The sequence below is a fragment of the Halorubrum sp. FL23 genome, from assembly GCF_052439115.2.
Classification (GTDB): Archaea; Halobacteriota; Halobacteria; order Halobacteriales; family Haloferacaceae; genus Halorubrum; species Halorubrum persicum.
Genome location: NZ_JBQVRO020000031.1, coordinates 1 through 12,829 on the forward strand (window position 1 = coordinate 1; position 12,829 = coordinate 12,829).

The window sequence follows — 12,829 nt, forward strand, 5'->3', positions numbered from 1 at the left end:
GTGGCCTTCGCGAGTGGTTCTCTGGGAACGGGCTCGATCCAATCCCGTGCATAGATTCTGTCGTTCGCAACTCCAGCATTCTGGTAGCGGTGAACGTCCCCCTCGACATCTGCTGGAAGGTAGGCGTCGCGGGGCTTCCCGCCGTTCCCGGTCGTGTCTTTCCCCTCAGGAACCCGGAGCCGGTAGTGATCGCCGTCGGGTGTCCGTTTCACGTGCTCCGGGCGGATTTGCGGGATTTCGAAGGCTCGGAGGCCGACGTAGCCACCCAGCTGGATGATGAGATCGTCGCGATGGTTCGCAGCGGCCCGCCGCAGCTCCTCGAGTTCGGCGTCGGTCATCCAGACCTTGTATTCGTCCTGCTTTGCAGTCGCTTCCAGTCGCATAGGAGGTTCTATAATAAGCTTACACTAAATATCTGTCGAGCATCAGAAACAGTGGTGTGTGATCGCCCGATTATGCCATTTCAGGGGGTATCTGCGGTCAGCTAGTGACGACTTGTATGATAAAGCGGCACTCGGTTGCACACGTACCACACGCAGGAGGGAGCGGCCGCCGTCCCGTGAGTCACTTCAGATACGGGCGAACGCGCTCGGGGGGAGCGAACGGGCTCGCCGGCGGTCAGTACTCCTCGACGTCGACGACCTTCTTCGTCTCCTCGTGAGTGAGGTCGCCGTCCCCGGAGACCACCGGCGCGTCGAGTTCGCGGCCGACCGCAGCGATCAGCGCGTCGGGCCCGTCCAGGTAGGGGCCGCCCGGCGCAATCTCGTCCGCGATGTACCCTGCCGTGACCGCCGTCCGCTCATCGACGGGATGAACGTCGACCCACGCCAGGTCCGAGCGGGCCCCGTCGACGTCCCCGCTCGGGAGGTTCCCCTCACCGACGAGAGCCTCGGCGAACGCTGGGACCGGAGCGACCCATCGGGTCTGGTCACCGCCGTGCTCCTCGTAGAACTCACGGGTCGCCTCGATACCGTCCAGGTAGTCGATCAGAAAGGTCGCGTCGAGGACCTTCATGCAGCGTCCTCGGCCCGCTCGCGCATCCGACGCTTCCGCTTTTCCTTTGACGTCCGCCGGCCCTCACGGACGCGTTCGGCCTCCTCATCGGACCACCGGCCGAACCCGTCGTCAAAATCGCCGGCGTCCTCCTCGTCGAGGATGCGCTCGAGGACGTCGTTGTAACTCTCGCCCTCCCGCCGGCGTCGTTCAATCTCGCGCTTCACCGTCTCGCTCACTCGGATCTGTTCGTTGGCGACGCCCATTGTACGTTGACGTTGGCGTTGACGCTACTTTGTCTTTTGCTCAGGGGCTCGGGGGACGTGATCGGAGATTTCTGGTGGGCGCCGCGGCTCGAGTTCTCGCTCTTATGTAGCAACGCGGAAAGAGGTTGGTTGCTTAATACCTAGAACTGAATTGAGTGAGCTGACTAAGACTTAGATCGCCGGTCTGTAACAGGAACTCAACATGTCAAATCGTCTTTCCGCAGCTCTACACAAGAGCGTGATCTGTTAACCAACGCTACCACCTCATTCCCCGCGCTGTTGGTTACAAACACGCCACCGTTTCCAGTAAACACCCCCCTCGTGCCGAATGAAAACTGGGCTGCTTGCGGGCGATTTGTTGGTACCGGACGTCGGGGTCGTCTTCACCTACGTACACGGTTACTTCATCGCCTTTCGAGTACGGTTCGGATGCTGGTTGTGGAGGATTCATTGCGGAGTTATCGATTGTCGTCAATCATTAGGTCGCGTCGGAAAACCGTTCAATCTGAGTTACGGTAAATTTTCCCGCAATTTCGATAGAAGACTGATATGGCCGAAAATACCGGGTAGAGGTAGTCTATCTATCATCAAGTCACGCATCCGAGAGATATACCCTGTCAAAGCGAACGGGACGAACTGCATTCTGAACGACTTTGCGACGCGACCGAAAAGTGGCGGTCAGTCTCTTACGTCCCATGTCCTAGTTCACACTCTCATAATATAGCGGCTTTCTATCGGATTAACACAGCAGATTATCGGTGTTTCTAGGTCTTCTATCCCGTTTCTAACAATGTGTTATATGATATTACGAGACCACAATATCTAACATCTAATTAGTCATTAGTTCACGACATGGTGGTACTCAGATGGATTTGAACAAGACTGACCGGCTGATTTTAGCAAAGCTCAGAGAGGGACGATGTACCCCCCGATATTTAGCCGATGAACTCAACCGAAACCAGTCATACGTGAGTCAACGACTACGACATCTTCAGGATGAAGGACACGTTGATCGTGTACATCGGGGGTTGTACCGCAGTGCTGCCGTTGACTCATCTCATGTTTCAGCTGAAGATCTGGTTGAATCGTATGAGCCAGCGGAATTAGTGTCCTCAGTTACCAACTGTAGTCAGCACGATGCTACTACTAATGAAGTGTTCCCAAAGCCGTCATCACTCTCGATCGAATTCGGTACCGATGATGTCTCGACCGTAGTTTCACGTGTCTGTCAATCTGGAACGAGCGAAGAGCAACAAGTCTTGGAGTCCATCTTCCACGATATTTTATTGACACTCATTCAGGATGGCCAGATAACGGGTAAGGAACTGCGCGCAAAGGTAAACCGTCTAACTGATATTGATGTCGTCAACCTTCGTGATATTTACCAATATAAGACTGAAATAAAGAACCGACTTACAAGCCATCCTCAGATTTCTTTGAAACGTAACTCACCGTCGCAGGAGATAATCTATACTGGCGAATCACCGATCCTCCGTTTATAATGGCAGACCACGTTCAGAATGAAGCTGACCGTGGTGAAAGAGACACTCAGCCCGATTAATGTAGACATCGTCAGGCCGAAGTTCCAGACAAACAACACGCCCGCCCCACACTAACCCACTCGTGAATACACTAGCACCCCCGGCCATCTCCCACACGACTCCTAACCCACGCCTGTCTCACTCTCAACGCAAAACTATTGGACGACTCTCTTCAGGCTCACTATTCACTGGTCGTTTGAGGTACAAGAAGTGTGTCCTATACTCGCTCATTACCATCGAATCTCTCAAACTCGGAATCACACTTGCGAGAGCGATATCATCGAGTTGCTGTTTCGACCCAGCGAGATGCAATCAGTTTCTGCTCCCAATTCCCCCGCTTCAGCGATTCCTAACGCAGAAATGGAAAACGACCCCCCGACTGTCGACGCAAAAATGACTCACAAATGGAGTGCGACCCCCCGACTGTCGACGCAAAAATGACTCCCGAATGGAGCGCGACCCCCCGACCCTCAAAACTAGGCTAACACACGAGTAGAACGCAACCCCTCGACGAAGTATTCTCAGCAAGCCACACCAATACTGACTCTCTAGCTCTCAGCTATCGAAGACTAACTTGTGCCAGCGTCCTCACACCCCACACCTCCCAAGTCAGCCTCACTCCTTTCGCGATAGCTACCGGCTCGATCACCTCACTACTCAGTTCTTCCTACCACATTTAGTATGATTTTCACAGCCCAACCGACCCTGTAAATACCAGACAGCACCGGGATTGCGGTAGTCCGTATATAGTTTCGTAAATACCAGACGGCACCGGTATTCGGCAGGTGTATATTAATTAGCAAGTCCCGATCGCATGACCTCCTGGCATTTGCCTATTTACCAGACGGTAGCGTGATACGGCCGTCTCGTATATAGTCTCGTAAATACCAGACGGCACCGGTATTGCGGGGGTGTGTATTAACTCTCAGAACACGAGGTGCGACGCGCGAACCACCATCATAAATACCAGACAGTGGCGTGATACGGCCGTCACGTATATAGTCTCGTAAATACCAGACGGCACGAAGATTGCGGCATTCTGTATATAGCCGGTGATCTTGATTCAAATTCCCCAGTAATACCAGACGGCGTGGCGATTGACACCTCCTCTATTAATTTATGTATTCTATCTGTCTTTTCCTGTAAATACCAGACGGCGGCGGGATTACGAGGGTTCGTAAATAGAATCCCAACCACAAATACAGCTACACACGTTCAGCCATCCGACGATAGTGCTTTAGAGACGCTATCAAACAACCTCTGGTTGTCACACATGTTCAGCCGAATTCACACAATTAGGGTTCAGGGCAGATGAAGTTCAGTGGATAGTCGCGTAGCGAAGGAATCGGGGCGGAGCCAAGTAATGGACAAGGGAAAGGGGGAGAGACGGGAGGCGGACAAGGCGAAGACTATCAGAGATATGATAGTGGATGGAACCCTGAGTGAGCGGCGCGGCGGACAGGGGATGCGAGGCGATGAACAGGGACCGACGACAGGCGACGGAACACCACCAACGTCGACGGCGACGGGAGACAACCGACCACTCGAAACGACGACCGAACCCGACGAGGCTGACCGACGATCGATACACCGAGAACGCGGACCCGACGGTCGACGACGGACCACCAGCTGATCGATAGCACCCCAGGGGCAATTGACGACACCAACACCGAAACTGGCCCGGCGGCACCAATCCGACGAGCGACGACGAGGACTGACTCGGAGAGGACACGGATCAACGACGACCGGCGGCGACCAGCAGAGACCAGACCGACGACTAGGAAGCGACAGGGCGACCTCGAACACCGACCAGCATCGAGGACGGACCAGCACCAGCGACAACGAGGGGGACCACCGAGACGACACGACACCCGACGACGAACAGCGGCGGCGGGGCGACGACAGGAGGGAAGGGCCAGATCACGATGCGAGAGTGCGGGGTGGGGGCGCGGTCGACGACGTCGAGAGTCGCGGTCGCGATGTGAACGGTGCGGGGTGGGTGAGCGGGGAGACGCGATCGAGACCAAACGGCGAGTGCGAAGCGACGGTGGGGGTGGAGGCGACGACGACAACGAGACAGCGGTACTGCGGGGGCGGCGAAGTGACGGGGACGGCGGAGACAACGACGACGTCGACGGGGGGTAGGCGAGAGCGACTCGACGGTGGGGGTGGGGCGGCGACGAGCGACACGATCCAAAACCACCGCAGCGGGGAACAGCGATCGACGACCGTTCAGCAGGGGACAGCGATCGGCGAGGGGGCGAGAGAGACGAAGGGGGGAGAGGAAGAAGAAGAAGTGGAAGGCGAAGATGCTCCCCCGGATTGCCGTAAGCGGGTCGTTCAGGACGGAGCCGACGTGGATGATCAGGGTGGGGCCAGATGGCGACTCGGGGGCGGGGAGTAGCCGGGGTCGGCAGAAGAGGAGGGAATCCCCAAAGAGTAGGTGGGAGCGAAGCGCAGTTGATGTCCCACAAAGACTCGCCCGGAAGGCGACTTACTACGTGGGAGCAAATCGAGTCGGTATGGGAGACCAAATTAGCGCGATGGTAGACGGGGATCTGAACAGCATTCTCGAAGCGATGGCAAAACACCATGACATCCCGAAGAGCAGAGTGATCGAACTGCTCCTCCGGGAGGGCGTCCACGCACGCGAGATGCGATACCGCTACGAACAGATGGACGCGAAGCTCGATCACCTCATCGACAGCCTCAATGTGGGGTCGACCGCAACGGACGCAGTCGAGGACCGATTCGAAACAGTCAGCGAACGGTCGTTGCCCGCCGGCGTCGCTGGTGTGGAGTTAGCCGACAGCCCACTGCCGTACTTTCAGAGCGCCGGGAGCTATCCAGATCGATCGGACGAGGAGGCAGTTGTCCGGGATCAGGTGTTCGACGAACGGGATGCGGTTAGGAAAACAGACGACGACTGATCGATCTGCCGCCGGCATAGTCGAACTCACGCTGGGGCAGCATCGTCGTCGGGGTGCGGTGTCGATATCTCGGAACTGACCTCAATGGCGTCGCCGGGAACGAAGGCACCCTTTGCCCGACCGGCTCGCTCAAAGTGGACGATATCGTACTCGGCGAGTAGTTGGTCGCGTCGCAAAGTCGTTCAGAATACAGTTCGTCCCGTTTCCTTTGACAGGGTAGATCTCTCGGATGCGTGACTTGATGATGGACAGACTACCTCTACATGTTATTTTCAGCCACATCAGCCTTCTACCGAAATTACGGGAAACTTTACCGTAACTCAGGTTGAACGGTTTTCCGACGCGAGTAGATTATTGAGACCTTCTGTGAATCACTACAACCGCGTCGACGATCGCTCTTGACCGAGATGAAGCTGAACTCGCGCGAATCCTTGCTGATCAACTTGCCGAATAGACATCTAAATCCCAAGACATCAGTAGTTACCGTATAGTTTGACTAAATTACGGTAATATCTCTCAAATTACTTTGTGAGGTACTGGATGCTAATTAGGAGTTGGTTCGCTCGCGGATTCGTTTGTATCCCTCGAGAGGAGTGAGAGGGATTCGGAAAAGGGATGACCCGCATCCGATCCCGCTCAGAACTATGCAACAATCAAAATATACAACGTATGCGTATGCGGCCGCCACCGACGCAACTGTTTCACGGCCGGAGTGGTGGTCGTACACGCGGCACGAGCGAATAGTCGTACCGACACAAACTCTCGGACAGCCACTACTAGCTGGCGACCTGAACACGCTGCCAACTCCTAGTGGACCCGTCGTGGGCAAGCGCTCACCGAGAGTCAAGGGCAATGTCTGACGACTCACTTCGGCAGGCTGTCCGGGATGCGTGGGGTACTGAGTGTCTCATCTGTGGGCGGGCCCCTGAAGACTGGGTTAACAGTGACAATCGGCCGTTGGTAAACTCACTCCATCACATCAACGGCGACGATACCGACGACCGTGTCGCCAACCTAATCCCGCTGTGTCAGCGCTGTCATATTCACGTCCACAAGACGGACGCGACCCCATACAGGCAGTGGCATCGCCAACTCCCGATCGAACACCGAAATGCGTGGAATGCGCATCATAAAGTGTACTACGAGGGGCCACGGCTCAACAGCGCACAGGCCGAGTGGTTCTACGGCGATAATGAGGGCACGCCACAGAGCGCACGATTCCACGATAAAAAGTCGGAATCGCCCGATGAGTCTCACGAAACGACTGAATCCGACACTAACTCGACGTCAGAGACGTCAGAGGATGATGACTCAGAAATGACATAGCTAGTCGTCGACGAGAGGCTCGGTAACTCCGGTAGCGATCAGGTCCGTCGTGGTGTCAATTCGGATCCCAACTTGGAGACAGTAAGCATCAAACACGCTCCAAGCAATGAGGACCAATATCAGATCGGGTTCGTTAGCCGAGACGCCCACGGCTGGTAGCGACTCAAAAAACAGGAACTGGCCAACGCTGGCGGCCAGTTAGACGTCAGCCCATCACCAATATCGGTATTACTCACTGATGACCAACTGCGTGATGGCCACTCGAGACCCACGGTCACGCTAATTTTTTAGAATAGTACTTTCGCCCCGCTTGCCCGAAGTATAAGTCACAGAGTCTGTAATCTTGGGGTGAGGGAGCACAGCTGAGTCGGTCTCACCGACCGAACCAGCTGTTAAAGAGTATCACACGCTCCCTCTCCCCCTGAAAAGAGCTGCCGATTTCGTGAGAATGGCCCCCGATAATCCAGAGACAGTCCGTGGCACCTGCTCATTCTGTGGCGATACAGTTACTGGCCGACACGCGATAATCGAGTATGAAACAGATAGCGGTAGACCGGGCGTGTGGGCCGAATGCCCCGGCTGTGGCGAGATCGTCGATCCCATGAATGCTCAGTAAACAGTTCATCCAGCAAATTGTGAGACTCGAGCCGTCATCGACAACCCACCACGAGTGCCGTCACTGTGGATACAGCGTGGCGAAGGACGTCGATGAGTGTCCACAGTGTGGCGCTGACGAGATTGCGGCCTACGACCTCGAGTAATTGCTGGAGCGCTCACAGTTGGTGGAGAAGTTTAATGCCTTATGTAGCATCCGAACGCTAACATGGCATCAATTATTACATAAGGTGTGGAGGAGCCGCCACCACCGACCTCGCTACCCAAGTATCTCGCAAAAGGCTCCCAAAGCAGGATACGGAGACGCTCCACGAGATACAGAGCTACGTTGGGGTACTCATCGAGTATCGCGACCAGCCACTCGGCACCGATGAACTTCCCGAGACAGCTGAATCCGTCAACAAGCCCGACAGTTCAGGAACTGGACCATCGTCAAAGGGAAGATCACCTGTGGCGACGACAGCTGTAAGTGCGCCAGCGGAGATCGTCAGGATATGCACGGCCCGTATCTCTACCGCTACTATCGTGAGAATGGGACGATGAAATCAGAGTACATCGGGAAGCCGGGAAGTGGGTAGTGGTGAGTCGGTCAACGTCGACTAACGAGCATCCCGGGGAGAGATACGCTTTTCACTGTACGCACACTTAGACAACGGTATACAATGAACTGGGATAGTGAGCGAGAAATGGCCAAAGACGTCGAGGAGAACGAGGAACTGTACGAGGCGCTCGCAGACGACGATACCGACGACGACAAAGAGTAATCAGCGATACTCTTCAGGAAGGACCTCGCCGAAGAACTGAAGCCAGACGCGATACAGCTCGTCCGTTTCATACAATCTGTCGAGATGGATCGGAGGTATCTCTCTTCGAACGTCGTGTGACTCAGCTCGCACCCGTTTGACCCGCTCCGTCGACCATTCTCCCGGTTCGATCCCGTTGTCACGGAGCAGCTTTCGCAATGTAACGATCGCAGTACGGTGGTTCCCATCCGGGAAGAAGTGTTTCCCTACGAGCGCGTGTATCCAGAGCGCGCACTGTTCGGGAAGCGGCCGGTCAGTTGGGAACTCCTCGAGAACCCGTTCGAGATCGCCGTTTCTCACTCGCCAGATCTCCTTTCGCTGTTCAAGGAACGACTCGTCGTGTGGATTGTCGTAGTGATGGCCGTCTGCTCTCAGAAATTGTGTATTCCGGAATTTGAAGTTCTCCGGCTCGATCGACGAAAGATCCGTGATACGAGGGGCTGGATCCGTCGAGTCTCCCATTCGTTACACGCCCCAACTCATTCGATCTACATTACTTGTGGGGGAGACATGCGTATACGGTTCCTCATCAGACCCGGTCGATACTGATGAATGCCCACAGGGTAGCTCTCACGAGATTGCGACCTACGATCTCGAGTAATTGCTGAAGAGCTCACAGTTGGTAAAGCGAGTTCAACTCCTTATGTGTCACCCGAGCGCTAAAGTGGGACTAGTTGTTACATAAGGTATGGAGCAGCCGTCACCACCCACCTCGCTCCCGAAGTATCTCGCAGAGGGGCTCCCAAAACAGGATACGGAGACACTCCACGAGATACGGAACTCCGTCGAGGCGCTCATCGAGTATCGCGACCAATCGGTTGACACCGAGGAGCTTCCCGAGACTGCGGAGCCCGTCGACGAGTCCGATGGCGCAGGAAGCGGGACCGTCGTCAAAGAGAAGGTCACCTGTGGCGACGATAGCTGTAAGTGCGCCAGCGGAGACCCCGCGGATATGCACGGTCCGTATCTCTATCGCTACTATCGTGAAAACGGGACGATGAAATCGGAGTACATCGGGAAGCCGGGAAGCGAGTAGGGTGGATCAGGATAGTCGGGGTTCCAACGATCCCAGTCAAATAGACAGTTTCCAGTAAAACGACGTTACAGCGCCCGTGAGTCGGGTTCGACGATCCTGGCAAACGCGACGTTTGCTTGGACTTGCTCGATCTCGACTGTTGGCTCATCACCTGGTTGTCCGCCGGGGACGATCACGACGTAGCCGCGTTCAACCTTCGCAATGCCGTCACCTTGATCACCAGTCGTCTCGATCGTCACGTCGCGGACTTCACCTTCGTCTACGGGAGGACCGTCCGACGCCGGAGTTGGTTCTTGCGCAGCCGATTGGGGTTGCTCTTCCTGGGTCTTCTGGTTTGTCGAGGATTCTGATTTCAAGATCGCGACGCGATACGTTTCGTCGGCAGCAAGCGCGTCGTGTTCGATTTCACTCGCCGGGACATCCACAATATATGAGCCGTCACGTTCTTCGATTTGAGCACTGAACAGAGAGCGAAGCGAATCAGAAATCTCGATCATCAGGTATCACGAGTTGTAGCTAGTCAACGTATCTAAATCTCGCGTTTTGCGCTACTCTGAGGTGGTAATCTAGTGTATGCTGAAGAGAGCACGCAGATCCCAAACAGAAACTCCTCAAAAGACTAGCAGGCCAGATCGGTCAATACAGGTGAAGCGCTCATCGGTCGGTGCGGACCTACCAAAGAGTAAGTAACCAGCCGACAGAGAATACGGCATATGAGCGACGGCGACTCGAAATCGGATGATCTCTCCTCCGAGTTTTTCCAGCAGATGGTCGAGGCAGTCGGCGTCGGCGTCGGGATATACGGACAAGACGGTCGGTATATCTACGTGAACGACTCTTACGCTGAGCTGTTCTCAGTCACGCCGGCCGATCTGGTCGGAGTAGCGATTTGGGAGGTCGCACCCGAGGTCGACCCCGACACGTTCGACGCGTACTGGAACTCATTCACTGACGGTGACACACGGCAGGCGGAGACTGTCCATGAGTACAGTGGGAACCGCGTGCCCGTGGCAACGGTCACGACGCAGCGAACGATTGACGGGGTGCCGTACCACTTTGGGACGATCAAAGACATTACTGAACGCAAGGCGCAGGAGCGTGAAATTCAACAGCAGAACGAACGTCTCGAGAATTTCGCAGGGGTCGTCTCACACGACCTTCGGAATCCGCTCAACGTCGCGCAGGGCTATGTCGATATACTACAGGCAGACATCGACCGCGATGAGCTAACTCTCGTTGACAACGCGCTTGAGCGGATGGATTCGCTGGTGTCTGAGCTGTTACAGCTCGCACGGACGAACACACCAGTCGGGGAGACAGACCCAGTGTCGTTGTTCGACACCGTGACGAAAGCCTGGGACTCAGTCGCAACGATCGACGCCGACCTGCGGTTGGCAGGCTCCGATACGCAGATACTTGCGGATGAGTCCCGATTACGGGAATTGTTCGAGAACTTATTCCGAAATGCTATCGAACACGCCGGGGCAGATGTAGAGGTAACCGTCGAAGCACAGTCAGACGGCTTCTCAGTCGCCGATGATGGACCTGGAATTCCACCCGAAGAGCGTGATCGAGTTTTTGAGACCGGGTTCACGACGAATCCGGACGGGACGGGATTTGGGTTGAATATCGTCCAGCAGATTGTTACCGGCCACGATTGGGAGATACAGGTTACGGAGAGTATCTCGGGGGGCGCACGATTTGTGATTACCGGCGTCAGGACGGTGGATTAGTACGTAGTGCTACATGCGCGACTCGTCTCTTTCACGGTGTTCGGAACGGGATCCGAATCGCCAGAGTTCAGTCCGGTCAATTCGCAAGCGCGTTCTATCGGCTGCTTCGGCTGTGAGTTCACGAAATAAATGTCGTGGCAACTCTTCTATGGCACCCTAGGAACAGCATGAGTGGCCCAATGGTCTCGTCAAGAGATATGATGGCGAGAACAGTGTACCAAGCCTCCACAAATCACCGGTGACAGACGCCTTCATTCCTCTAGAACTCATCCGATAAGCTCCCCACTGGTTGCTTCTTGGAGGCTCAACTGGCGTGGGCGTCTCCCCATTACCTTAGTCTCACATTCAACAACGACACTACCAGCGACAGCAGCGTCCTCTCGATAACACGCTCTCGTAGTCACTGCCCACAGCGCCGGCAACACCTCATCGAGTAACGGCCATGGTTCTGTGAGTTCCAGCAAGACATCGCCAGCGAACCCGACGTCCTCTGATGAGACGGGTCCATCTGGCCCGTGATGCTCCCGAGCTGTCCGTAACGCTCCGGCCGCAGCGTGGACGTCGTTGCTGACGGTCGGATCGCTCACCCATCGCGGGTAGATATCCTGGTACCGCTCAGGCAGTTCTCCGTCATCCCGGTCCGTTTCCGCAAACGACAGCTGGAGTCGGTAGCCAGCATCCGTCATCACGACGATTCCAGCGTCGACGAGGTCAGGGAGGTGGTCACGAAGCGAGCGGGCCGACACACCGGCTCTCTCAGCGAGTACAGACTGCGTCAGGAATTCTTCAGCGCCGGCGAGTGCCACGAGGGCCTTTCGCGGTGTTGACGACGCATCCCGGAGTACCTGCTCTGGGGACAGTGCTGCGATGATACGCCGGAGCTCTACAGACCGGATGTGTCGCGTCTCGGCTTCCGGCTCCAAGGCACGAGCGACGCCGTTCGCGATAGCGAGTGGTGACCGACACAGCCCGTGGAGCACCGATACCGCCTCTGGAGTTGTAAGCAGATTCTTCGCCTCGAGCGCTTCCTCAAGCAGATCCCGGTACTGGGCCCGACTCGTCGATGTCTGGACGGGGACGCGGACACCGATCTCGGGGGCGTCATCCCGGATGTCCCTCGGCGAGACGTTGGATCGAAGCTTCTCAGCGAACACGTCCTGGCGGTCGCCGTAATCAGCAAACAGACACCACGAGCCGATGAGCTCACCGAACGGCTCTGCGGCGTTGACATCAACATCCAGTGACCACCGGAGCACCTCGTCACGGTCCTCAAACAGTTGCCGAAACACCGACGCCATCCCGTATTTCGACGCAATCGCCGAGTTGATTCCAACGAACTTCGCGATAGCTGAGAGCTTCTCGTCGGCAAAATCGCTCTTGAACCGGGGCATCCGACCGATTCGGAGGATGTCCACGCCGGCGAAGTCCAGTAATCGGGTCATCACGCCAATCACGCCGAGTGACTCAGTGAGAATCTTCGTCCGAAACGCCGTTCGAGAGCTGTAGTCACGGTACTCGCCGTGAGTCATGTCCCGCGTCATCTCGCAAATCTCCTCGAGAACAGCTTGTATGCGGTCACCAAACTC

At 55.9% G+C, this 12,829-nt stretch carries 12 protein-coding genes and 2 pseudogenes; 8 read left to right on the forward strand and 6 right to left on the reverse strand.

The annotated features are described in order from the left end of the window. The 3 genes from ACT4MF_RS18140 to ACT4MF_RS18150 all read right to left on the reverse strand — a co-directional run. A partial coding sequence (locus tag ACT4MF_RS18140; protein ID WP_512053328.1) for a site-specific integrase occupies positions 1–383 on the reverse strand: 383 nt, incomplete at its 3' end. A 235-nt stretch (positions 384–618) separates the two neighbouring features. Beyond that, positions 619–1,014 (reverse strand): PIN domain-containing protein, encoded by a 396-nt coding sequence (locus ACT4MF_RS18145; RefSeq protein ID WP_050033799.1) that lies wholly within the window; start codon positions 1,012–1,014, stop codon positions 619–621. Further along, a complete protein-coding gene (locus ACT4MF_RS18150; protein ID WP_271967498.1) occupies positions 1,011–1,259 on the reverse strand; it encodes an antitoxin VapB family protein in 249 nt (82 codons plus the stop codon). Before ACT4MF_RS18150 ends, ACT4MF_RS18145 begins: the two co-directional genes overlap by 4 nt. Positions 1,260–2,125: 866 nt before the next feature. Between ACT4MF_RS18150 and ACT4MF_RS18155 the strand changes: the two genes are divergently transcribed. The 6 genes and pseudogenes from ACT4MF_RS18155 (at position 2,126) to ACT4MF_RS18180 (ending at position 8,249) form a co-directional block, all read left to right on the forward strand. Further along, a complete protein-coding gene (locus ACT4MF_RS18155) occupies positions 2,126–2,761 on the forward strand; it encodes a winged helix-turn-helix domain-containing protein (protein ID WP_444683733.1) in 636 nt (211 codons plus the stop codon). A gap of 1,402 nt (positions 2,762–4,163) precedes the next feature. Further along, a complete protein-coding gene (locus ACT4MF_RS18160) occupies positions 4,164–4,433 on the forward strand; it encodes a hypothetical protein (RefSeq protein WP_444683732.1) in 270 nt (89 codons plus the stop codon). A gap of 366 nt (positions 4,434–4,799) precedes the next feature. Next, entirely contained in the window at positions 4,800–5,204 is a 405-nt protein-coding gene (locus ACT4MF_RS18165) for a hypothetical protein (RefSeq protein WP_512053329.1), read from the forward strand. 139 nt (positions 5,205–5,343) lie between these two features. Further along, positions 5,344–5,730, forward strand: a complete 387-nt coding sequence (locus tag ACT4MF_RS18170) for a hypothetical protein (protein ID WP_246041595.1) — start codon at positions 5,344–5,346, stop codon at positions 5,728–5,730. 1,774 nt (positions 5,731–7,504) lie between these two features. After that, on the forward strand, positions 7,505–7,672 hold the full coding sequence (locus tag ACT4MF_RS18175; RefSeq protein WP_444683730.1) for a DUF7837 family putative zinc-binding protein: 168 nt from the start codon (positions 7,505–7,507) through the stop codon (positions 7,670–7,672). 231 nt (positions 7,673–7,903) lie between these two features. After that, a pseudogene (locus tag ACT4MF_RS18180) lies at positions 7,904–8,249 on the forward strand (DUF6788 family protein). A 186-nt stretch (positions 8,250–8,435) separates the two neighbouring features. On the opposite strand, the gene ACT4MF_RS18185 reads toward ACT4MF_RS18180, so the two are convergent. Further along, entirely contained in the window at positions 8,436–8,936 is a 501-nt protein-coding gene (locus ACT4MF_RS18185) for a hypothetical protein (RefSeq protein WP_007992836.1), read from the reverse strand. A gap of 226 nt (positions 8,937–9,162) precedes the next feature. On the opposite strand from ACT4MF_RS18185, the gene ACT4MF_RS18190 reads away from it, so the two are divergent. After that, positions 9,163–9,510 carry a DUF6788 family protein gene (locus ACT4MF_RS18190; RefSeq protein ID WP_444683729.1) on the forward strand — a complete coding sequence of 116 codons (348 nt, stop codon included), beginning with the start codon at positions 9,163–9,165 and terminating at the stop codon, positions 9,508–9,510. Positions 9,511–9,575: 65 nt separating this feature from the next. Here the strand turns inward: ACT4MF_RS18190 and ACT4MF_RS18195 are convergent, their stop codons facing one another. Next, positions 9,576–10,007, reverse strand: a complete 432-nt coding sequence (locus tag ACT4MF_RS18195) for a TRAM domain-containing protein (protein ID WP_444683728.1) — start codon at positions 10,005–10,007, stop codon at positions 9,576–9,578. Between the two features lie 216 nt (positions 10,008–10,223). On the opposite strand from ACT4MF_RS18195, the gene ACT4MF_RS18200 reads away from it, so the two are divergent. Next, the gene (locus tag ACT4MF_RS18200) at positions 10,224–11,243 is read left to right on the forward strand and encodes a sensor histidine kinase (RefSeq protein ID WP_444683727.1); all 1,020 of its coding nucleotides are present in this window, start codon (positions 10,224–10,226) and stop codon (positions 11,241–11,243) included. A 266-nt stretch (positions 11,244–11,509) separates the two neighbouring features. Here the strand turns inward: ACT4MF_RS18200 and ACT4MF_RS18205 are convergent. Then, positions 11,510–12,829 (reverse strand): annotated as a pseudogene (locus ACT4MF_RS18205) (ArsR family transcriptional regulator); the annotation flags it as partial.

Excerpts from the sequence above, each read along its gene's own strand:
- ACT4MF_RS18145 (WP_050033799.1), bottom strand. The coding sequence starts at position 1,014 with ATGAAGGTCCTCGACGCGACCTTTCTGATCGACTACCTGGACGGTATC.
- ACT4MF_RS18150 (WP_271967498.1), bottom strand. The coding sequence starts at position 1,259 with ATGGGCGTCGCCAACGAACAGATCCGAGTGAGCGAGACGGTGAAGCGC.
- ACT4MF_RS18155 (WP_444683733.1), top strand. The coding sequence starts at position 2,126 with ATGGATTTGAACAAGACTGACCGGCTGATTTTAGCAAAGCTCAGAGAG.
- ACT4MF_RS18160 (WP_444683732.1), top strand. The coding sequence starts at position 4,164 with ATGGACAAGGGAAAGGGGGAGAGACGGGAGGCGGACAAGGCGAAGACT.
- ACT4MF_RS18170 (WP_246041595.1), top strand. The coding sequence starts at position 5,344 with ATGGTAGACGGGGATCTGAACAGCATTCTCGAAGCGATGGCAAAACAC.
- ACT4MF_RS18175 (WP_444683730.1), top strand. The coding sequence starts at position 7,505 with ATGGCCCCCGATAATCCAGAGACAGTCCGTGGCACCTGCTCATTCTGT.
- ACT4MF_RS18185 (WP_007992836.1), bottom strand. The coding sequence starts at position 8,936 with ATGGGAGACTCGACGGATCCAGCCCCTCGTATCACGGATCTTTCGTCG.
- ACT4MF_RS18190 (WP_444683729.1), top strand. The coding sequence starts at position 9,163 with ATGGAGCAGCCGTCACCACCCACCTCGCTCCCGAAGTATCTCGCAGAG.
- ACT4MF_RS18195 (WP_444683728.1), bottom strand. The coding sequence starts at position 10,007 with ATGATCGAGATTTCTGATTCGCTTCGCTCTCTGTTCAGTGCTCAAATC.
- ACT4MF_RS18200 (WP_444683727.1), top strand. The coding sequence starts at position 10,224 with ATGAGCGACGGCGACTCGAAATCGGATGATCTCTCCTCCGAGTTTTTC.